Source organism: Polynucleobacter kasalickyi (assembly GCF_900176405.1).
Lineage (GTDB): Bacteria > Pseudomonadota > Gammaproteobacteria > Burkholderiales > Burkholderiaceae > Polynucleobacter > Polynucleobacter kasalickyi.
Map to the genome: position 1 here is coordinate 92003 of NZ_FWXJ01000002.1, position 20014 is coordinate 112016.

The following is a 20014-nucleotide window of genomic DNA, read 5'->3' on the forward strand; positions in this document are numbered from 1 at the left end:
AATTATTAAAACTAGCAATAGTATTTTACCCAAACTCTCATGGCTACTCGACAATCCAAGGCAAAAAACCCTAGTGGCAAAGAAAAATCAGGAGTTGCGCCTGCGCCAAGCCTTGACGAATCGAAGTTTGTACACTTTGAAAACTCGCCTTATGCGCTTTATCAACCCTTTTTACCAGCTGGTGATCAACCGACTGCCATTGCAGGTTTGGTAGAAGGTATTGAAGATGGTTTATCTTATCAAACTTTGCTTGGGGTAACCGGTTCTGGTAAGACATATACCATGGCGAATGTGATCGCCAGGATGGGCCGGCCAGCCATTATTTTTGCCCCGAACAAGACCTTGGCAGCGCAGTTATATAGTGAGTTTCGAGAATTTTTTCCACGCAATGCGGTGGAATACTTTGTGAGTTACTACGATTATTACCAACCTGAAGCCTATGTGCCACAACGTGATTTGTTTATCGAAAAGGATTCCTCGATTAATGAGCATATTGAACAGATGCGCTTATCCGCCACTAAAAGTTTATTAGAGCGACGCGATGTAATTATCGTAGCCAGCGTTTCAGCGATTTACGGTATCGGTAATCCAGGTGATTATCACAAGATGGTATTGGTACTGCGTCAAGGGGATAAATTATCCCAGTCAGACATTGTGAAGCGTTTAGTCGCGATGCAATATGACCGTAATGATGTTGATTTTCACCGAGGAACTTTTCGGGTACGGGGCGATACGATTGATATTTTCCCAGCCGAGCATAATGAACTCGCGGTGCGCGTCGAATTATTTGATGATCAAGTCGATTCTTTACAGTTTTTTGATCCACTTACCGGCAAAATTAAACAACGAGTTGCTCGTTTTACCGTCTATCCCGGCTCACATTATGTAACCCCGCGTGAAACCGTGATGCGGGCGATTGAGCAAATTAAAGAAGAGTTGCGGGATCGGTTGGCAGAACTTTATAAAGATAATAAGTTGGTAGAAGCGCAACGACTCGAACAAAGAACTAGGTTTGATTTAGAGATGTTGGCAGAGTTAGGTTTTTGTAAAGGAATTGAAAACTACTCTAGGCATTTATCCGGTGGTCAACCAGGTGAGGCGCCTCCTACTTTAATCGATTACTTGCCGCCTGATGCTTTGATGTTCTTAGATGAGTCTCATGTTCTGATTGGTCAATTTAATGGCATGTATAACGGTGACCGAGCTCGTAAAGTCACGCTGGTAGATTTTGGTTTTCGATTGCCTTCCGCTTTAGATAATCGCCCCCTAAAATTCCCCGAGTTTGAAACAAAAATGCGTCAGACGGTATTTGTGAGCGCAACCCCTGCTGATTACGAGAATAACAAGACGAGTAATACGGTAGAGCAGGTAGTAAGGCCTACTGGGCTGGTTGATCCCATCATTGAAGTATTACCGGCGACGACCCAAGTCGATGACCTCTTAAGTCAAATTAAAGAGCGTACGGTTCAAAATGAAAGAATATTGGTTACTGTTTTAACGAAAAGGATGGCTGAGCAATTAACCGACTTTTTGTCGGATCATGGCGTCAAAGTACGATATGTGCACTCTGATATCGATACCGTCGAGCGCGTAGAAATTATTCGTGATTTACGATTGGGGATGTTTGATGTCTTGGTGGGTATCAACTTGCTCCGCGAAGGTTTAGATATTCCGGAAGTGTCCTTGGTCGCTATTTTAGATGCTGATAAAGAAGGCTTTTTGCGTTCTGAGCGAAGTTTGATTCAGACGATTGGTCGAGCAGCTCGACATGTGAATGGGAAAGCAATCCTCTACGCTGATCGGATTACGAACTCCATGAAAAGAGCCATGGATGAAACTGAGCGACGACGGATTAAACAAACTAGTTATAACTTAGAGCACGGTATTACTCCTAAAGGGGTTTCAAAGCGAATCAAAGACATCATTGACGGTGTTTATGATGTGGATGACGAAAAAGCGCAATGGCAGAACGCAAAAGAAAAAGCCAAGTTTGAGGAAATGAACGAAAAAGATCTGGCGAAAGAAATTAAGCGTCTTGAAAAAGAAATGGTGGAGTTTGCCCGTAATCTGGAATTTGAGAAGGCGGCTCAAGCGCGAGACCGTTTAGCTAAAATTCGTGCCATGGCTTTTGGGGCTCTACCCGTAGATCATCCTATTGTTTAAAACGGTTTAAAATATAAAAAAAAGTTACTTAAGGATCAATTAATGAATCGTCGCGAATTATTGAAAATGACGACCCTGTTTGGCTTAATGGCCAGTAGTGGTCTGATTACACAAGCTCAAGCTAATGAGTGGGAAAAACAAGCATTCGAGGGTAAATCCTTGGATGATGTGGTCAAAGCACTAGGTGGTGGTGGCACCGAAAAATCATCCGGCGTCAATCTTACAGCACCTGATATTGCAGAAAATGGTGCAGTGGTTCCCATTGTGATTGCAACCACCTTGAAAGCTAGTCAGATGGCCATTATTGTGGAAAAGAATCCGACTGCTTTGTCCGGTATTTTTTATTTCCCCGAAGGGGCTGAGCCTTTTGTATCAACACGCGTGAAGATGGCTCAAACATCCAACGTCTATGCGTTAGTAAAGGCTGATCAAAAGTGGTACATCGCTTCTAAAGAAGTGAAAGTAACACTTGGTGGTTGTGGCGGTTAATTGATTGATCTTCAATAAAAGGAATTGATATGGCAGATCCAATGCGCGTTAGAGCATCTGAAGTAAATGGTTTAGTAGATGTAAAAGTATTAATGAAACATGATATGGAAACTGGGCAGCGTAAAGACGCAGCTGGCAAAGTGATTCCAGCTTGGTTTATTACTAATTTGGTGGCTAAAGTTGGTGCTAAAGAAGTTTTTAAAGCCCAGTTTGGCACCGCAATTTCGAAAGACCCATTTTTGAATTTCAAAATTAAAGGTCCTAAAAAAGGCGACGAAATTACAATTACTTGGTTTGACTCAAAAGGCGAAACGAGAACTGATCGCGCTTTGATTGCGTAATATTTGATGTCGATTCCTTTTACCTTGTAAGGCTTTATCCAATGAAAAAATCTTTAGTACTGTTGTTTACTCTCGGCTGTTTAAGTCAAGTGGTGTTTGGGCAAAATATTTCAGATGAAATTGCCAAGTACAGAGAAATGATTGCCGATGGCAACCCTGCTGAGTTATACGCGGCGGCAGGTGAGGAACTTTGGGTCAAACCAAATGGCCCGAAGCAAGCAACTTTGCAACAGTGTGATTTGGGTAAGGGCCCTGGAGTCGTGAAAGGGGCATTCGCTGAATTGCCAAGATATTTCTCTGATACCAATCGGGTCCAAGACCTTGAGTCACGTTTAATGTCCTGCATGGAAACTTTGCAGGGAATTGCGTCAAGCGATGTCATCAAAGATGCTTTTGGTAAAGGCTTGCGAAAAGACTTAGAAGCCGTAGTTGCTTATGTGGTGACTGAGTCTAAAGACTTACCGATTAAAGTGGTACCTAAACATCCGAAAGAAAAAGAAATGGCGCAACTAGGCGCCAAGATATTCTTTTATCAAGCGGGTCCGATGGACTTTTCTTGTGCAACCTGTCACTCCCAAAATAATAAACGGATTCGTTTACAAGATCTTCCAAACATCACCACTGCAAAAGGGGCTGCTGAAGGCTGGGGATCTTGGCCTGCTTACCGAGTTTCTAGTGGTGAGTTTTGGACCATGCAACGACGGTTAAACGATTGTTTTAGACAACAACGACTCCCGATGCCGATTTACGGCTCTGATGCTACGGTTGCCCTATCGATGTATATGGCCTCAAAAGGCAATGGGGGAATCATTCAGACCCCTGGTCTGAAACGCTAAAATCAGGAAGCGAACATAATGAACCAAATTTTAAAAATATCTTTTGCTTTGATGGTATTGATCATTGGTATTAATCCAACGATTCATGCGGCTGAAAAAGCAGATCCCAAAGTCGTGCAAATGATGCAAAGTAGTTTTGTTGCTGCCGGCGTCGCTGATTTAAGTCGTTTAACGCAAGATGAATTGCAACTCCTTTGTTCAGATGAGAAATATCGCGATTCAAAGGCAGGCAAGGCAAAAGCTATCACACTCCAAACTGAAGCCTTAGCCAAGATCCCTAAACCAGTCGATGGTGTTTTCCTCGGTGATTGGAAAAAAGGTGAACAGGTTGCTCAGAGTGGACGTGGTGCAACTTTTACCGATGGTCCCAATACGGTCAACGGTGGTGGTTGTTATAACTGTCACCAGATTGATCCAAAAGAAATTTCTCATGGCACCATGGGCCCTTCCTTAGCAGCTTATGGCAAAACTAGAGGGAATTCTGCGCCCATTGTTGAATATACATGGAACCGGATTTACAACTCAAAGTCCTATAATGCCTGCAGTAACATGCCACGCTTTGGCCACTTTAATTTGTTAACCCAAGAGCAAATGAAGGACTTAATGGCCTTATTATTAGATCCAAATTCACCAGTTAATCAATAAAGTCTGACTGACATGAGTCTTGATCGTCGAGAATTTTTAAAGATTCTGTCTGTTGCTTCAAGTGCTGGATTAAGTCTGTCGAGTGAGATCGCTAGCGCGGAAGTTCAGGCGAAAAATTTTTATGATTTACCGAAATTTGGTAATTTACATTTTTTGCACTTTACGGATTGTCATGCGCAGTTAAATCCCATTTACTTTAGAGAGCCACAATTTAATATTGGTGTTGCCTCGCAATTGAATCGTCCGCCACATTTAGTCGGTCAGGAATATCTAAAGGCTTTCAACATTGCCCCCAAGTCTGCAAAGGCTTATGCTTTTACCCATTTAGACTTTACTAGTGCCGCGCATGCGTACGGTAAGGTCGGTGGCTTTGCACATCTCGCCACTCTCGTGAAACAATTGCGAGCAGATAGACCAGGAGCCTTACTCCTCGATGGTGGAGATACTTGGCAAGGAAGTGCGACGGCGCTTTGGACCAAAGGGCAAGATATGGTAGACGCTGCCTTGTTGCTAGGGGTGGACGTGATGACGGCCCATTGGGAAATGACACTTGGAGCTGAGCGTGTTCAACAGATTGTGGAGCGTGACTTTAAGGATAAGGTGTCCTTCATTGCCCAAAATATTCAGACGAGTGATTTTGGCGATCCGGTCTTTGAGCCTTACGTTCTGAAAGAAATGAATGGTGTGTTAGTGGCTGTGATTGGTCAAGCATTTCCGTATACGCCAATTGCTAATCCAAGATATTTCACACCCGATTGGACTTTTGGTATTAAAGAAGAAAATCTCCAAAAAACTGTTGATGAAGCCAGATCTAAAGGGGCTAAAGTAGTCGTTCTGTTGTCACATAATGGCATGGATGTGGACTTGAAATTAGCGACTAGAGTACGCGGTATTGATGCAATCTTAGGTGGGCATACGCATGATGGCATCGCCCAGGCAATTCATGTAAAGAATGCTGGCGGCGTTACTTTAGTCACCAATGCTGGTTCGAATGGAAAGTTTTTGGGTGTCCTCGATTTCGCCTACAAACAAGGTCGAATTACTGAGTTTCGTTACCAATTAGTACCTGTCTTCTCGAATCTCATTCCTGCTGATGGGTCAATGCAAGCATTGATCAATCAGGTCAGACGACCTTATGAGGAAAAGTTACAACAAGTTCTCGCTAAGACCGATACACTGTTGTATCGTCGCGGGAACTTTAATGGCACCTTTGATCAATTGATTGTCGATGGCTTGATGAAAGTGCAAGATGCACCAATCGCTTTTTCCCCTGGTTTTCGATGGGGTACTACTTTGTTACCCGGGCAAGATATCACCATGGAACATTTAATGGATCAAACGGCCATTACGTATCCACAAGCCACAGTGTCGATGCAGAAGGGCGAGGATCTCAAGAATATCTTAGAAGATGTCGCCGATAATCTATTTAATCCTGATCCGTATTATCAACAAGGAGGGGATATGGTTCGTACCGGTGGCCTCACTTATGCGATCGATCCTTTTGCCAAGATGGGTAATCGCATTTCTGATATGCGCATCAATGGTCAACTATTAGAGGCTAGTAAAGTGTATAAAGTCGCTGGATGGGCTTCCGTCAATCCCGACGTGCAAGGTTCTTCTGCACCACCGGTTTGGGATATTATTTCAAAATATTTGGCGGATCTAAAAGTAGTCACGCAATTGCGTCCGAATATTCCACTGATTAAAAATGTGACCGGCAACAAAGGTCTCAGTAAGACTTAAAGAGTATATTAAAAAGGAGTTGTCATGAAAAAAGTGTTCATTAGCTTGTTGTGGGTTCTATCCGTTATGGGTATGAATGTAGCCTTGGCTGCACCAGATCAAGTGGTATATCACTTTGATGATACGCAAAGTCAAGGTTTAAAAGGACTTCGTAATCTTCGTAATCATTTGGACGCAGCGCCTGATACGCAAATTGTGGTGGTAACCCATGCGCAAGGCGTTGATATGCTAATGGAGGGCATGCGTGATACGAAAAGTGGTACAGAGTACGCGCCATTAGTAGCTGCGCTGAAATCTAGGGGCGTGCGTTTTGAGGTGTGTGAGATTACGCTACAAAATCGACAATTAAATAAAAATCAGTTCGTATTAGATGCTGACTTTACCCCGTCTGGCGTCGTGCGCATTGCGCAGTTACAGTCGCGCAATCATTTTGCTTACATCAAACCTTAAGCTATATTCCCACAAACAAGGCCTTTTTTCTTGGGGATTGATAGAGCGGATAGAGCTTAAGATAGGCCTTTAATGCCCATCATTACCGCAACGCAAAATGAAAAAATAGCAAAGATTTGTTGAATCGTCGGACCTGCTAATTTTTTCGCAATGGTTCTGCCAATCATCAAACCAACGAGGGAGCCCCCGGCAAAGGGAATCGCAATGGGCCACATCATTAAGCCTGCTAGGGTTGAATTGATGACGCCCCCTAGCGAGACGATGGTTAGGACTCCAAGCGAGGTGGCAACAATCGAAGCTACAGGCAAGTCAGTTACTTTTTTGAGAGCTGGCACAATAATAAAGCCACCACCGACGCCCAGTAGACCAGAAAAAAATCCCGCAACACCACCAGCTAAAGCCAATGAGCGAGCACAGGGGACGGTCCAAATGAGTTTGCCAATCGATTGATTTAAGAGGCAAGGAACGATTTTCTGTTGTTCATTCAAAATGCCTTTTGCTTCTTTATAAGATTGAATCATCATCCGGATTGAGGCGTAAAACAAGACGATAGAAAATATTAAGGTTAAGGGTTTATTGGGTAATTGATGTGCTGCATACAGGCCGATGGGGGATAGCGTCAGGCCAAACATGGCCATGAGTCCAGCTGCTTTATATCGTAAGATGCGCTCTTTAAGGCCAAAAATTGAGCCAATCCCCGCCGAAATGCTGACTGCTAATAAGCCAATTGGCCCAGCTTGGCTAACCGAAAGTCCCATTCCGAATACCAGGAGGGGAACGGATAGAATTGCTCCACCAGCTCCCGTCAGAGACAGGATAAAACCGACCACAAATCCCAATGACGTTGGTAGAAGTTCATTAGCGAGCTGAATTTGATCAAGTAAATGAGTCGTCATAGATAAATATTTTAAGACTTAAAGGTTATAAGTATATTATTTATAGTAATATAAAGACTGATTCTATACCTTATTGCCGTTTTTTGGGAGTTAAATTTTGAAATCCACATCGCAACCAATCGTAAAAACATTTTTTGATCCGGTTACTTGGACTTTTACTCATGTCGTTTATGAAGCAATTAATACCCCTTGCATCATCATTGACTCGGTTTTGAACTATGATCCGAAGTCTGGCAGAACCTCTACCCATAGTGCCGATGAAGTGATTCAGTTTGTCAAGGAGAGTGGCTTGCAGTGTCAGTGGATTTTAGAGACTCACGCCCATGCTGATCATGTCAGTGCCGCCCCTTACTTACAAACCCATTTAGGTGGCAAGATTGCTATTGGTAACCAAATCACGAAAATTCAAACCGTATTTAAAGACATCTTTCATTTAGAGTCGAGTTTTCCAGTCGATGGCTCGCAGTTTGATGAGTTGCTAGTTCCTGATGAGATCTGGTCCTTTGGCAATTTAGCATGTAAAGCAATCTTTGTCCCTGGGCATACCCCTGCTTGTGTTGCATACCAAGTGGGAGATGCCATATTTGTGGGCGATACCTTATTTATGCCAGATGTTGGTACGGCTAGATGTGACTTCCCAGGAGGGAATGCTGAGCATTTATATCAATCGATCCAAAAAATCTTATCAAACCCACCGGAGACACGTTTATTTATGTGTCATGACTACCCGCCTACCAATCGGCCAGTCGCTTATCTCACAACGGTGAGAGAGGAGCAGCAGTCGAACATTCATGTCCATGAGGGAGTGAGTGGTGAGGCATTTGTTGCGATGCGCACTAAAAGAGATCAAACTCTAGATATGCCAGTACTCATTTTGCCATCTATTCAAATCAATATTAGAGCTGGACACTTGCCACCGCCAGAAGAAAATGGTGTGTCTTATTTGAAAATTCCTTTAAATCAGCTATAGAAAAGTAACACTATGATCACAATTAATTGGCATGAATTTACTCCGCAAAGTGCTTTAGCTGGCGGTATTTTGATTGGTTTAGCAGCAGCTATATTGGCGCTGTTTAACGGTCGGATTATGGGTGTATCGGGCATCGTTTCACAGTTGTTTACCGCTGGTACGCCACCCAAGGAACATTTTCGTTGGCATTTGTTATTTATTTTTGGAATGTTGCTTGCGCCCATGTTTTACCGGTCGGTAGCTTATATTCCGAAAGCGCAAGATCATGCCACGATACTGCAACTGATCATCGCCGGAACTTTAGTCGGGATTGGTACTCGCCTAGGCTCAGGTTGTACCAGTGGACACGGTGTTTGTGGCTTAGGGCGCTTATCACCGCGCTCGCTCATTGCCACCCTATGCTTTATGGGCTCTGGCTTTATCGCAGGCTATTACTTTTTACACGGAGTGAATTCATGAATCAACTTACGGCACTCATTAGTGGACTCGTTTTCGGCTTTGGTCTTATTTTATCGGGGATGACCAATCCCGCTAAAGTAATTGGCTTTTTAGACTTGTTCGGGAATTGGGATCCTTCATTAGGTTTCGTGATGGCCGGGGCGATTGCAGTGACCTTCATTGCCTTTCAGTGGTTAAAAAAGCGTCAAAAAACTTTACTGGGAGAATCTTTACACTTTCCAGGTACCACGCATATTGATCCCAGACTTATGGTCGGTAGCTTATTGTTTGGCATTGGTTGGGCCTACGCGGGTTACTGCCCAGGCCCAGCGATTGTCGCTTTAGGCGATGGTCGTTACCAACTCCTATTTTTCCTCATTCCCATGATTCTAGGAATGAAAGCGGTTGATCTGGCATCCCATTACTGGAAAAAATAATGGCACAGGCCTCGTTTTTGTCGTCGGTTGAGTAAATAAAGGAGTTTTAAATGAACAATATCGGTTTGAATGATCGTATCGTACGCATCGTGGTGGGTTTAATGCTGGTGTTTTTAACCCTCATCAGTGTGATTGGCGTTTGGGGTTGGGTTGGTTTAATTCTGATTGTGACCGGTCTCATGCGCTTTTGCCCAGCTTATAAGATTCTTGGCTTTAAGACTACACCGAAAGAATAATTGTTGATCCGCTTCAAAAGAGTGGTGGTAACGCATACATTGTAAGGCTGGAAGCTTAGGCCTAATTGCTATCCTTCGTGTGACTCAACGCACGCTCTTTTTTCTAAAACATCGGTATTGCCCAAATGGGGACCTTAAAACAGTGGTATTTCTAATCCCGAGCATTTCAGTCGGGTATTTGTTATAATGAAAGTAATTTGATGGGTTTACCAAGCTCTCAAAGATATTTAAAGCGCTGGACACCAATCCGGCTGTTGACTAAATGATGAAAGTTGGAGAAATATGAGATTGACAACTAAAGGTAGGTTTGCAGTAACCGCAATGATCGATTTGGCGATGAGGCAGCATAACGGCCCGGTCACTTTATCCGAGATCAGTTCTAGGCAAGATATATCGTTATCTTACTTGGAACAGTTGTTTGGGAAGTTACGTCGCGTCAATATTGTACAAAGTACCCGCGGTCCTGGAGGTGGTTATTCCTTGTCCAGAGATGACAAAGAAATCTCGATTGCTGAAATTATTACAGCAGTGGATGAGCCAATCGATGCCACCCAATGTGGCAATAAAGGGAACTGCCAAAGTAAGCGTGGTCATTCCGGCGAATGCATGACGCATGAATTATGGTCCAACCTCAACAAAAAAATGGTGGATTATTTACAATCTGTTACGTTGAATGATGTTGTCGTTGCTCAAAAAGACAAAGACACTCATATTCCAACTTTTGTAAAAGGTAGTCCAATGGTCAGCGCAAATGAGCTTGAAAAGCGCCAGGCTATTATCGATAAAAGAAGAAAAAAATTAGTGGAAGCTGAAAATAAACCTTTCATCGCTAACTCTGTTTTTAATTTTGCACAACAAACTTAGTATATTTAATAATTGAAAAAATGAGCCAGCATAACACTCCCGTTTTAAATCCATTGCCAATGTTTAGTGCTAGACACTTCCCGGTGTATATGGACTATTCAGCTACTACCCCAGTTGATCCTAGAGTCGTCGATAAAATGCTACCTTATTTAAGAGAGCAATTTGGTAATCCAGCCTCACGCAGTCATGCATTTGGCTGGGAAGCAGAAGAGGCAGTGGAAGAGGCTCGCACGAACGTTGCGAATCTGGTTGGTGCCGATCCAAGAGAAATCGTTTGGACGAGTGGTGCGACGGAGAGTATTAACCTAGCGCTTAAAGGTGCAGCTCATTTTTATAAAGACAAGGGTAAGCATATTATTACCCCAAAAACAGAACATAAAGCGACTCTGGATACCGTGCGAGAGCTCGAACGTCAGGGCTTCGACGCCACCTATTTAGATGTAAAAGAAGATGGCCTAGTTGATTTTGATCAGTTAGTAGCAGCGATCCGTCCAGATACGATTTTGATTTCTGTGATGTATGTCAATAATGAGATTGGCGTAGTCCAAGATATTGAAAAAATTGGTGAAATGTGTCGTGAAAAAGGCATTATTTTCCACGTCGATTCAGCCCAGGCGACTGGCAAAATTGATATCAATTTGGCTAATTTAAAAGTCGATTTAATGAGTTTTTCTGCCCATAAAACCTATGGTCCCAAGGGCGTTGGTGCGCTGTATGTGCGTCGTAAACCAAGGATTCGAATTGAAGCGCAAATGCATGGTGGTGGCCATGAAAGAGGTATGCGCTCAGGCACATTGCCTACTCACCAGATTGTTGGGATGGGGGAAGCCTTCCGTATCGCCAGAGAAGAAATGGTGGAAGAGGGTGCCAGAATTAGAATGTTGCGGGATCGCCTATGGGCTGGTTTATCAACGATTGAAGAAGTCTATTTGAATGGTGATATGAATCAACGGGTGCCCCATAATTTGAACGTCAGTTTTAATTATGTTGAAGGTGAATCGATGTTGATGGCATTAAAAGATGTTGCCATTTCCTCAGGTTCAGCTTGTACCTCAGCTTCATTAGAGCCATCCTTTGTTCTGCGAGCATTAGGCCGTAACGATGAATTAGCGCATAGTTCCATTCGTTTTAGTGTCGGACGTTTTACAACGGTCGAGGAAGTTGATTTTACAATTGAGTTAGTGAAAGAAAAGATTTCTAAATTACGCGAACTATCTCCCTTGTGGGAGATGTTTAAAGATGGTATCGATTTAGATACGATCCAGTGGGCAGCACATTAAATAGATTGAATTTTTGAGGATAAATCATGGCATATAGCGATAAAGTAATTGATCATTATGAGAACCCACGCAATGTTGGTTCTTTTGAAAAAGGTGATGAGGCAGTAGGTACTGGTATGGTGGGTGCTCCAGCTTGTGGCGATGTAATGAAATTACAAATTCGCGTGAATGATCAAGGTGTGATCGAAGATGCGAAATTTAAAACCTATGGCTGTGGTTCAGCGATTGCCTCTTCCTCTTTGGTAACAGAGTGGGTGAAAGGTAAAACTTTAGACCAAGCACTTGAGATTAAGAACGCCCAAATTGCTGAAGAGTTAGCTTTGCCACCAGTGAAGATTCACTGTTCTATTTTGGCTGAAGATGCGATTAAAGCAGCTGTGGCAGATTACCGCGAAAAACACACTGCCGCTTAGTTGTCACTTAGTTGCCACTTAGTTGCCACTTAGTGGCAGTTTAGTTATTAGTAATTTTAATTTGCAGAAGTCATTGAATCAAATGCATCAGAGATGTAACTTTAATCAGCAAGGAAAAGTATCATGTCGATTAGTCTGACGGAAAAAGCCGCGAAGCATGTGAACCGTAATCTTACCAAGCGTGGTAAGGGGATTGGACTGCGTCTTGGCGTAAGAACGACTGGCTGTTCTGGCCTTGCCTATGAACTCGAGTATGTAGACGAAGCACTCCCTGAGGATCAAGTATTTGAATCGCAGGGGATTAAGGTTTATGTTGATCCAAAAAGTTTGCCTTATTTGGATGGTACTGAGTTGGATTTTGCTAGAGAAGGTTTAAACGAAGGCTTTAAGTTTCAAAATCCTAATGTAAAAGATGAGTGCGGGTGTGGTGAATCTTTCAGAGTCTAATCCCCGTAACGCTTTTAAAGATTATTTTGATTTTTTTCAATTGCCACGGCAATTTAAAATTGATCGTACTAGCCTAGATCAAGCCTATGTAAAGATTCAGCAAGAAGTGCACCCTGATCGACATGCACAAGGGAGTGATGCACAGAAACGTCAATCTTTACAATTGGCGACCTTTGCTAATACTGCTTATCAGACTTTGAAGCAGCCGATTCCACGTGGATTTTATTTATGTGAGTTAGCTGGGTTAGATGCAGAGTTAGAAACTAACACCGCCATGCCAAGAGCATTTTTAATGCAACAAATGGAATGGCGTGAAGCAATGGATGAGGCACGCCAGGATGTAGATGCTTTATTACAGTTGCAAGACGAGGTGACACAATCACTCAAAGATTTTACGCGTCAAATTGCGGTTCAAATTGACGAACAACACAATTTAGAGAAGGCTCTAGAACACTTACGAGCTTGCTTATTTTTAGAACGATTTTTAGAAGAAATAGATCATCGTATTTCTGCACTTATTTAAAACAACAAAACAATATGGCTTTACTGCAAATCTCTGAACCTGGTCAATCTAGAAACCCACATGAACGACGTATCGCGATTGGAATTGACTTAGGAACAACTAACTCTTTAGTCGCTAGTATGAAAAATGCTTTACCAGAGGTTCTGCACAGTGATTCAGGCCAAAGAATCTTGCCTTCGATTATTCGTTATTTACCTGGCGGTAGAACCCAAGCTGGCTATGAAGCGCTGGCACATGCAGTAGAAGATCCTGAAAATACTGTCATCTCTGTCAAGCGTTTGATGGGCAGAGCTTTAGACGATATTAAAAACTTACAAAATCTACCTTACGAATTTATTGATTCTCCTGGGATGTTACAAATACAAACGGTTGCTGGTCCTAAAAGTCCGGTAGAAATTTCAGCAGAAATTCTCGCCAGACTGCGTCAAATTGCTGAAGATTCGTTTGATGATGAGATTGAGGGAGCAGTCATTACCGTTCCCGCTTATTTTGACGATGCACAGCGACAGGCTACCAAGGATGCTGCCGAACTAGCTGGCATCAAAGTCTTGCGCTTACTCAATGAACCCACTGCAGCAGCGCTAGCCTACGGACTAGATCATGCTTCTGAGGGGATTTATGCGATCTATGACTTAGGTGGTGGTACCTTCGACATTTCCATTTTGCGCCTTTCAAAAGGGGTCTTTGAGGTATTGTCGACCGGTGGTGACTCAGCCTTAGGTGGCGACGATTTTGACCATGCCTTAATGCAAGCAGTGATTGACGATGCAGGAGTATCTGATTTATCCGCAGAAGATCGTCGTGCTTTACTACTGAAATCTAAAAGTGCGAAAGAGACCTTAAGTTCTCATCCAGTGGTGTTAATTGAACATACTTTTGAGTCAGGTCAAGCGGTACAGTTTTCAGTCTCTCAAGCGGAGTTTGATCAATTAACCAAACCCCTGATTCAAAGAACCCTATTAGCCGTTAAAAAAGCCATGAAGGATGCGGCGATTGATCAAGAAGAAGTGCAAGGGGTGGTCATGGTTGGTGGCTCAACCCGCAATCCAGCAGTCCAGTTGGCTGTAAAAAACCTATTTCAAAAAGACCCATTAAATGATTTAAACCCTGATGAAGTTGTTGCCCTTGGGGCTGCGAGACAGGCAGACTTATTAGTCGGGAATAAAAACAAAAATGATGAATGGTTGCTACTCGATGTGATTCCACTATCTCTCGGTGTCGAGATGATGGGGGGCTTAGTTGAAAAAATTATTCCGCGTAATACACCGATTCCAGTCGCGAAGGCACAAGATTTTACGACGTTTAAAGATGGTCAATCCGCGATGGCAATTCATGTGGTTCAAGGGGAGCGTGAGTTAGCGCCTGACTGTCGGTCACTTGCCCGATTTGAGTTGCGCGGCATTCCGCCGATGGTCGCAGGTGCTGCCCGGATTCGCGTGACTTATCAAGTCGATGCAGATGGCCTTTTATCCGTGAGTGCGAAAGAACAAATTTCAGGAGTAGAGTCCTCTATTCACGTCAAACCGAGTTACGGATTGGCTGATGGCGATATTGCTCGAATGCTGACAGAAGGCTTCCAAAGTGCGGCAGAAGATATGAAATTACGTGCTCTGAGAGAAGAGCAGGTAGAAGCACAACGCCTATTAGAGGCAGTGATAAGTTCCTTGGCACAAGATGGAGATTTATTGTCTGCTGATGAAACTTTAGCGATTGAATCTAAGATCAAGGAATTACAAGCACTAAAAGAACATAGTGAAGCCACCGAAGAAATCCATACCGCGATTACGGCCTTATCCGATGCTACCGAAGAATTTGCAGCAAAAAGGATGAATGCCAATATTCGTAAAGCGTTGACAGGGAAAAACCTGAACGATATTTAACCGCAATCAAATCTAGCAACTTGTTTTTTGGCTAGTAGCAAATTTTTAGTAGCCATTTAGTATTTAATAACTCAATCTTTCACACCAAATCTTATGACACAAATTGTAGTTTTACCTCACGAAGAATATTGTCCTGAAGGCGCAGTCATCGAAGCTACTCCTGGAACCTCCATTTGCGAAGCTTTACTCGAAAATGATATTCCTATTGAGCATGCTTGTGAAATGTCGGCAGCATGCACTACTTGCCATGTGATCGTAAGAGAGGGATTTAAATCCTTAAACCCGAGTGATGAAGTAGAAGACGACTTACTGGACCGTGCTTGGGGTCTTACCCATTTGTCACGCTTGTCATGCCAGGCATTTGTTGGTCAGGGTGAATTAGTCGTTGAAATACCAAAATACTCGATTAATCACGCTAAAGAGAACCACTAATAGTAAAGAATGAGTAACAACTCACTAGCTTCGTTCTCATCAAAGGAGAATGAAGCCAGTGATAGAGCATTCAATAATTCTCTAGATTTCTTCACGTCTTAGGTGAGGGAACAAGATGACATCACGAATGTTCGGTGAGTCCGTAATTAACATCATCAAACGATCAATCCCGATACCACAGCCACCGGTTGGAGGTAACCCGTACTCTAAGGCGCGAATAAAGTCGTGATCATAGAACATGGCCTCTTCGTCGCCAGCTTCTTTTTGGGCAACTTGCTTCTGAAAACGAGCCGCTTGATCTTCCGCATCATTGAGCTCAGAAAAACCATTAGCAATCTCACGCCCAGTAATAAAGAGTTCAAAACGTTCAGTAATACCTGGGCGATCATCCGACTCTCTCGCTAATGGGCTTACTTCAATCGGGTAATCAATGATGTAGGTTGGGTGCCACAAATGTTCCTCGGCACACGCTTCAAAGAGTGCTAGTTGGAGTGCACCTAAGCCAGCATTTTTGAGGGTTGGACCATCAATATGTTCACCTGCTGCTTTGAGTTCTTGTCGAATAAAATCTCTATCCGCTAATTGCGCATCCGAGTAATTTTTGCCAGATTGTGGACCATATTTTTGAATCGCTTCACAAATCGTCAGGCGGTCAAATGGTTCAGATAAATTTAATGCACGACCTTGATAGGTGAGTGCAGCGGTCCCATGGGCTTTGATGGCAACATCCCTGATCAACTCTTCCGTAAAAGTCATCAACCATTGATAGTCGGTGTACGCCGCATAAAATTCCATCATGGTGAACTCAGGATTATGCCGCGGACTAACACCTTCATTTCTGAAGTTACGATTGATTTCAAAGACCCGATCAAAGCCACCAACGACTAAACGCTTCAAGTACAGCTCAGGAGCTATTCTTAAATACATTTCCATGTCGAGGGCATTGTGATGGGTAATGAACGGCTTGGCAGCAGCACCACCTGGAATCACATGTAACATGGGCGTTTCGACTTCCATAAAGCCAGCATCTTGCATATGATGACGAATCGCCGTCATAGCTTTGCTTCGTGTCACAAAGGTCTGACGTGTTTCACCTGAAACAATTAAATCAACATAACGCTGACGATATTTCGTTTCGTGATCTTGTAAGCCATGAAATTTATCAGGTAAGGGACGAATCGATTTAGTCAGTAAACGGAGTGTTTTTACTTGAACCGATAATTCACCACGATTGGTTTTGAATAAAACCCCTTCACCGGCAATAATATCGCCCATGTCCCAGTGTTTGAAATCACTATGAGACTGTGCTCCGGTGGCATCATCATTAATGTAGAACTGAATTTGACCAGTGGTATCTTGAACCGTCGCAAAGCTAGCTTTACCCATGATGCGCTTGAGCATCATCCGACCAGCCATCTTCACTTGAATGTTTTTCTGCCCTAACTCTTCTTTGGAGAGAGCGTTGTAATTCGCGTGTAGGTCTTGCGCAAAGTGCTCTGGCACAAAGTCATTTGGATAGGCAACGCCCTTAGCACGCAATTGAGCAATCTTTTCACGACGCTCTGCCATGATGTGGTTTTCATCAAGATGCTCGGTGGCTGGTAGGGAGGTATTGTTTTGTTCTGTCATTCCATTACTCTTTAAATGTTCATTTTGAGACTGGCTTCAATAAAAGGATCTAAATCACCATCTAAAACTTTTTGGGTGTTCGAAGCTTCTACGCCTGTTCGTAAATCTTTAATACGGCTTTGATCCAAGACATAGGACCGAATTTGATGACCCCAACCCACGTCAGTTTTAGTGGCCTCTAATTTATCGGCTTCTGCTTGACGTTTGCGGAGTTCATGTTCATACAACCTAGATTTCAGCATAGTCATCGCTTCGGCACGGTTACGATGTTGGCTTCGGTCGTTCTGACACTGCACCACAATTCCAGTTGGCATATGCGTCAAACGAACGGCTGAGTCAGTTTTGTTAATGTGCTGTCCACCGGCTCCAGAAGCGCGGTAAGTATCTGTCCGAATATCTGCTGGATTGATTTCGATTTCAATCGAGTCATCAATCTCGGGATAGACATAAATACTAGCAAAAGAAGTATGTCTACCACCGGAAGAGTCAAAAGGTGATTTACGTACCAAGCGATGAACTCCGGTTTCGGTTCTTAAAAAACCAAAGGCATATTCACCATCAATCTTTAAAGTTGCACTTTTAATTCCAGCAACATCACCGTCAGATTCCTCTAGTACCTCAACCTTGAAACCTTTTCGTTCACAGTACCGCAGGTACTGTCTTTGTAAAATACTCGCCCAGTCACAAGCCTCAGTTCCACCGGCCCCTGCTTGGATATCCAAGAAACAGTTGCAAGAGTCCATTTGGTTAGAAAACATGCGGCGGAACTCTAAGTCAGCAACAATCACCTCGATTTGCTGTTCGTCAGCTTCGATTGCCTCGATTGTGTCTTCATCACCTTCAGCTGCAGCCAGTTCAAATAACTCGATTGCGCCAGTCAGATCACTTTGTAATTTTTCAATATTGGTGACGACACCATCGAGTAGTTTCTTCTCTTTACCTAATGCTTGAGCGTGTTTCGGGTCATCCCAAACTTTGGAGTCTTCCAACTCCATGTTCACTTCGATTAAGCGCTGTTTTTTCGTGTCGTAGTCAAAGATACCCCCGAAGATCAGCAACGCGTGTGCGTAAGGAGGATAAATTAGTTTGTAGTGTGTTTATGCGTTCGGCTTCCATTCCATCATTATAAAGCCTTGCTCAAAAATGGTTAAATTTCTTCAGCCTCTGCTTCGATCATCAGTTGAACCCGCGGATACGACAGGTAATTATCAAGTTGCAAACGATACGCAAGTCTAGTTTCTGAGCTGATTAATTCATGATGATGAAACCAAATGCCGGCCAATACCGGATTCGTTGAAAAGCTAGTATTCTCATCACCAATGGGTTGTAATTCCAGTTTTAAGTGTTTGTTTTTGAGGACACTTTGCTTGAGTACTTTAAAGCGGCCAGTAAACACTGGCTCAGGAAAGCCTTGCCCCCAAACCTGATTAGCAATGGTCTGTACAAGTGGAGCGGCAATCATTGCTGCGGGTAACTCGCCGTCATGCATTAAAGTACGTTGCAGCGCATCCTCACTCAGAATTTCTTTGGCGACCACTTCAAATGCCGTGCAAAAAGGTTCTAACATTGCATGGCTAATAGATAAACCCGCTGCAGCTGAATGGCCACCAAATTTTAAAATCATGTCTGGGAATTTTTTTGAAATGACATCTAACGCATCTCTTAAATGAAAGCCACTAATGGATCTTCCAGAGCCTTTTAAGATTGCTGAACCATCCGGCATCGTTTCTTCTGCCGGCGCAAAAATAATCACAGGACGGTGATACTTTTCTTTTAAGCGAGAGGCTAGGATGCCAATCACACCCTGATGCCACGAAGCGTCAAACAGGGTTAACCCATGTTGATGATCTACGTTAATCTCTGCCATCGTGTCTAGGGCAGTTTCTTTCATTTCTGCTTCAATGGTGCGTCGATCACGATTCATCCGATCTAATTCTGAGGCGAGTGTGAGAGCTTCAGTGGAGGATTTAGCAATCAGACAACGAATCCCAAGTGTCATATCAGCCAGTCTGCCAGCGGCATTTAAGCGCGGGCCCAAACCAAATCCTAAATCAAACGTACTCGCCTCTTCGGGTTTGCGGTCAGCAATGGTAAATAAGGCAGCAATACCGGGATGCATTCTTTGAGCCCGCATCCTTTTTAAACCTGCGCTAACTAAAATTCTATTGTTGCGATCGAGACTAGCTACGTCGGCCACGGTACCGAGCGCCACAAAATCTAAGAGTTCTTCAATTTTGGGTTGATTCTCGGGGGTAAAAATACCATCTTCTCGCATGAGTTTACGCAGTGCCAATAAGACATAGAACATGACGCCTACGCCGGCTAATGCTTTGCTGGGGAATTGGCAGCCACGTTGATTTGGGTTCACTATATAAGGCGTGTCAGGCGTTTCATCCGCAGGTAAGTGGTGATCTGTAACGAGTACTTCCATGCCCATTGCCTTGGCGTGTGCGACCCCTGCAATACTCGCAATACCGTTGTCGACCGTAATTAAGATATCTGGTCTGGGAGTTCGCTTAGCCGCCATTTCAACGACTTCAGGAGTTAAACCATAGCCCATCGTAAAACGATTAGGGACTAAAAAATCAACTGAAATATTAAAGGGCTTACCCAGTTCCTGCAAACCTAACAAGCCTACTGCGCAGGCAGTAGCACCATCACAATCATAATCCGCCACAATCAGTAAATTTTTATGGGCTTGAATCGATTGCAAAAGGTACTTGGCCGCCTCAATGCAGCCTTTTAATGCCGTTGGAGGTAGCAAATGCTTGGTCTCTAAAGCAAGATCTTCCGCCCGTTCAACGCCTCGAGAGGTCCAGAGTCTAGCCATGATCGGGTCTACGCCTGACTCGATGAACTGGTTGATGAGGGTCTGGTTTGTATGTCTTTGAATTAGTTGCAT

Annotated in this window: 22 protein-coding genes; 18 read left to right on the forward strand and 4 right to left on the reverse strand. The window is 43.5% G+C overall.

From position 1 onward, the window contains the following. The first annotated feature begins 39 nt into the window (after positions 1-39). From uvrB to B8983_RS02465, 7 genes are read left to right on the forward strand one after another with little or no spacing between them, the layout of a single operon-like run. Entirely contained in the window at positions 40-2163 is a 2124-nt protein-coding gene (gene uvrB / locus B8983_RS02435) for an excinuclease ABC subunit UvrB (RefSeq protein ID WP_084282341.1), read from the forward strand. A 42-nt stretch (positions 2164-2205) separates the two neighbouring features. Continuing rightward, a complete protein-coding gene (gene soxY / locus B8983_RS02440; RefSeq protein ID WP_084282343.1) occupies positions 2206-2652 on the forward strand; it encodes a thiosulfate oxidation carrier protein SoxY in 447 nt (148 codons plus the stop codon). 29 nt (positions 2653-2681) lie between these two features. Then, a complete protein-coding gene (soxZ, locus tag B8983_RS02445; protein ID WP_084282345.1) occupies positions 2682-2993 on the forward strand; it encodes a thiosulfate oxidation carrier complex protein SoxZ in 312 nt (103 codons plus the stop codon). A gap of 41 nt (positions 2994-3034) precedes the next feature. Then, positions 3035-3829: a sulfur oxidation c-type cytochrome SoxA gene (soxA, locus tag B8983_RS02450; RefSeq protein ID WP_084282347.1), complete on the forward strand. Its 795-nt coding sequence runs from the start codon at positions 3035-3037 to the stop codon at positions 3827-3829. Between the two features lie 18 nt (positions 3830-3847). Then, complete coding sequence (gene soxX / locus B8983_RS02455; RefSeq protein ID WP_084282349.1) at positions 3848-4474, forward strand: sulfur oxidation c-type cytochrome SoxX; 627 nt, start codon at positions 3848-3850, stop codon at positions 4472-4474. Between the two features lie 12 nt (positions 4475-4486). Beyond that, on the forward strand, positions 4487-6217 hold the full coding sequence (gene soxB / locus B8983_RS02460; RefSeq protein ID WP_084282351.1) for a thiosulfohydrolase SoxB: 1731 nt from the start codon (positions 4487-4489) through the stop codon (positions 6215-6217). Between the two features lie 24 nt (positions 6218-6241). Beyond that, positions 6242-6667 carry a DsrE family protein gene (locus B8983_RS02465; RefSeq protein ID WP_084282352.1) on the forward strand — a complete coding sequence of 142 codons (426 nt, stop codon included), beginning with the start codon at positions 6242-6244 and terminating at the stop codon, positions 6665-6667. A 56-nt stretch (positions 6668-6723) separates the two neighbouring features. On the opposite strand, the gene B8983_RS02470 is transcribed toward B8983_RS02465, so the two are convergent. Then, on the reverse strand, positions 6724-7563 hold the full coding sequence (locus tag B8983_RS02470; protein WP_084282353.1) for a sulfite exporter TauE/SafE family protein: 840 nt from the start codon (positions 7561-7563) through the stop codon (positions 6724-6726). 97 nt (positions 7564-7660) lie between these two features. On the opposite strand from B8983_RS02470, the gene B8983_RS02475 reads away from it, so the two are divergent. From B8983_RS02475 to fdx, 11 genes are all read left to right on the forward strand, one after another. Beyond that, positions 7661-8533, forward strand: a complete 873-nt coding sequence (locus B8983_RS02475; protein ID WP_084282356.1) for an MBL fold metallo-hydrolase — start codon at positions 7661-7663, stop codon at positions 8531-8533. Between the two features lie 12 nt (positions 8534-8545). Further along, the gene (locus B8983_RS02480; protein WP_439650333.1) at positions 8546-8992 is read left to right on the forward strand and encodes a YeeE/YedE family protein; all 447 of its coding nucleotides are present in this window, start codon (positions 8546-8548) and stop codon (positions 8990-8992) included. Beyond that, positions 8989-9408, forward strand: a complete 420-nt coding sequence (locus tag B8983_RS02485) for a YeeE/YedE family protein (protein ID WP_084282359.1) — start codon at positions 8989-8991, stop codon at positions 9406-9408. The genes B8983_RS02480 and B8983_RS02485 overlap by 4 nt, the downstream gene beginning before the upstream one ends. 50 nt (positions 9409-9458) lie before the next feature. After that, on the forward strand, positions 9459-9644 hold the full coding sequence (locus B8983_RS02490; RefSeq protein ID WP_084282361.1) for a YgaP family membrane protein: 186 nt from the start codon (positions 9459-9461) through the stop codon (positions 9642-9644). Between the two features lie 282 nt (positions 9645-9926). Then, positions 9927-10508, forward strand: a complete 582-nt coding sequence (locus B8983_RS02495) for a Fe-S cluster assembly transcription factor (protein WP_084282362.1) — start codon at positions 9927-9929, stop codon at positions 10506-10508. A gap of 59 nt (positions 10509-10567) precedes the next feature. Next, entirely contained in the window at positions 10568-11788 is a 1221-nt protein-coding gene (locus B8983_RS02500; RefSeq protein WP_084282696.1) for an IscS subfamily cysteine desulfurase, read from the forward strand. 26 nt (positions 11789-11814) lie between these two features. Continuing rightward, positions 11815-12201 carry a Fe-S cluster assembly scaffold IscU gene (iscU, locus tag B8983_RS02505; RefSeq protein ID WP_084282364.1) on the forward strand — a complete coding sequence of 129 codons (387 nt, stop codon included), beginning with the start codon at positions 11815-11817 and terminating at the stop codon, positions 12199-12201. A gap of 123 nt (positions 12202-12324) precedes the next feature. Then, positions 12325-12648, forward strand: coding sequence for an iron-sulfur cluster assembly protein IscA (gene iscA, locus B8983_RS02510; protein WP_084282366.1), 324 nt, complete (start codon positions 12325-12327; stop codon positions 12646-12648). Beyond that, entirely contained in the window at positions 12626-13171 is a 546-nt protein-coding gene (gene hscB, locus B8983_RS02515) for a Fe-S protein assembly co-chaperone HscB (RefSeq protein WP_234986864.1), read from the forward strand. The genes iscA and hscB overlap by 23 nt, the downstream gene beginning before the upstream one ends. Before the next feature lie 14 nt (positions 13172-13185). Beyond that, complete coding sequence (hscA, locus tag B8983_RS02520; protein WP_084282371.1) at positions 13186-15051, forward strand: Fe-S protein assembly chaperone HscA; 1866 nt, start codon at positions 13186-13188, stop codon at positions 15049-15051. A gap of 93 nt (positions 15052-15144) precedes the next feature. Further along, positions 15145-15483 (forward strand): ISC system 2Fe-2S type ferredoxin, encoded by a 339-nt coding sequence (fdx, locus tag B8983_RS02525; protein WP_084282372.1) that lies wholly within the window; start codon positions 15145-15147, stop codon positions 15481-15483. Between the two features lie 81 nt (positions 15484-15564). Here fdx and lysS read toward each other — a convergent pair whose 3' ends face one another. From lysS to recJ, 3 genes are all read right to left on the reverse strand, one after another. After that, positions 15565-17112, reverse strand: coding sequence for a lysine--tRNA ligase (gene lysS / locus B8983_RS02530; RefSeq protein WP_084282374.1), 1548 nt, complete (start codon positions 17110-17112; stop codon positions 15565-15567). A gap of 11 nt (positions 17113-17123) precedes the next feature. Then, positions 17124-18228, reverse strand: a protein-coding gene (prfB, locus tag B8983_RS02535; protein WP_143736069.1) for a peptide chain release factor 2 whose coding sequence is annotated in 2 segments (ribosomal slippage) — positions 17124-18146 and positions 18148-18228 — 1104 coding nt in all. Because the reading frame shifts where the segments join, the coding sequence is not laid out codon by codon here. 31 nt (positions 18229-18259) lie between these two features. Further along, positions 18260-20014 carry a single-stranded-DNA-specific exonuclease RecJ gene (recJ, locus tag B8983_RS02540; RefSeq protein ID WP_084282376.1) on the reverse strand — a complete coding sequence of 585 codons (1755 nt, stop codon included), beginning with the start codon at positions 20012-20014 and terminating at the stop codon, positions 18260-18262.

Bases quoted from the DNA above. Each gene is read 5' to 3' on its own strand.
- uvrB (WP_084282341.1), top strand. From the start codon at position 40: ATGGCTACTCGACAATCCAAGGCAAAAAACCCTAGTGGCAAAGAAAAA.
- soxY (WP_084282343.1), top strand. From the start codon at position 2,206: ATGAATCGTCGCGAATTATTGAAAATGACGACCCTGTTTGGCTTAATG.
- soxZ (WP_084282345.1), top strand. From the start codon at position 2,682: ATGGCAGATCCAATGCGCGTTAGAGCATCTGAAGTAAATGGTTTAGTA.
- soxA (WP_084282347.1), top strand. From the start codon at position 3,035: ATGAAAAAATCTTTAGTACTGTTGTTTACTCTCGGCTGTTTAAGTCAA.
- soxX (WP_084282349.1), top strand. From the start codon at position 3,848: ATGAACCAAATTTTAAAAATATCTTTTGCTTTGATGGTATTGATCATT.
- soxB (WP_084282351.1), top strand. From the start codon at position 4,487: ATGAGTCTTGATCGTCGAGAATTTTTAAAGATTCTGTCTGTTGCTTCA.
- B8983_RS02465 (WP_084282352.1), top strand. From the start codon at position 6,242: ATGAAAAAAGTGTTCATTAGCTTGTTGTGGGTTCTATCCGTTATGGGT.
- B8983_RS02470 (WP_084282353.1), bottom strand. From the start codon at position 7,563: ATGACGACTCATTTACTTGATCAAATTCAGCTCGCTAATGAACTTCTA.
- B8983_RS02480 (WP_439650333.1), top strand. From the start codon at position 8,546: ATGATCACAATTAATTGGCATGAATTTACTCCGCAAAGTGCTTTAGCT.
- B8983_RS02485 (WP_084282359.1), top strand. From the start codon at position 8,989: ATGAATCAACTTACGGCACTCATTAGTGGACTCGTTTTCGGCTTTGGT.
- B8983_RS02490 (WP_084282361.1), top strand. From the start codon at position 9,459: ATGAACAATATCGGTTTGAATGATCGTATCGTACGCATCGTGGTGGGT.
- B8983_RS02495 (WP_084282362.1), top strand. From the start codon at position 9,927: ATGAGATTGACAACTAAAGGTAGGTTTGCAGTAACCGCAATGATCGAT.
- B8983_RS02500 (WP_084282696.1), top strand. From the start codon at position 10,568: ATGTTTAGTGCTAGACACTTCCCGGTGTATATGGACTATTCAGCTACT.
- iscU (WP_084282364.1), top strand. From the start codon at position 11,815: ATGGCATATAGCGATAAAGTAATTGATCATTATGAGAACCCACGCAAT.
- iscA (WP_084282366.1), top strand. From the start codon at position 12,325: ATGTCGATTAGTCTGACGGAAAAAGCCGCGAAGCATGTGAACCGTAAT.
- hscA (WP_084282371.1), top strand. From the start codon at position 13,186: ATGGCTTTACTGCAAATCTCTGAACCTGGTCAATCTAGAAACCCACAT.
- fdx (WP_084282372.1), top strand. From the start codon at position 15,145: ATGACACAAATTGTAGTTTTACCTCACGAAGAATATTGTCCTGAAGGC.
- lysS (WP_084282374.1), bottom strand. From the start codon at position 17,112: ATGACAGAACAAAACAATACCTCCCTACCAGCCACCGAGCATCTTGAT.
- recJ (WP_084282376.1), bottom strand. From the start codon at position 20,014: ATGCAACTAATTCAAAGACATACAAACCAGACCCTCATCAACCAGTTC.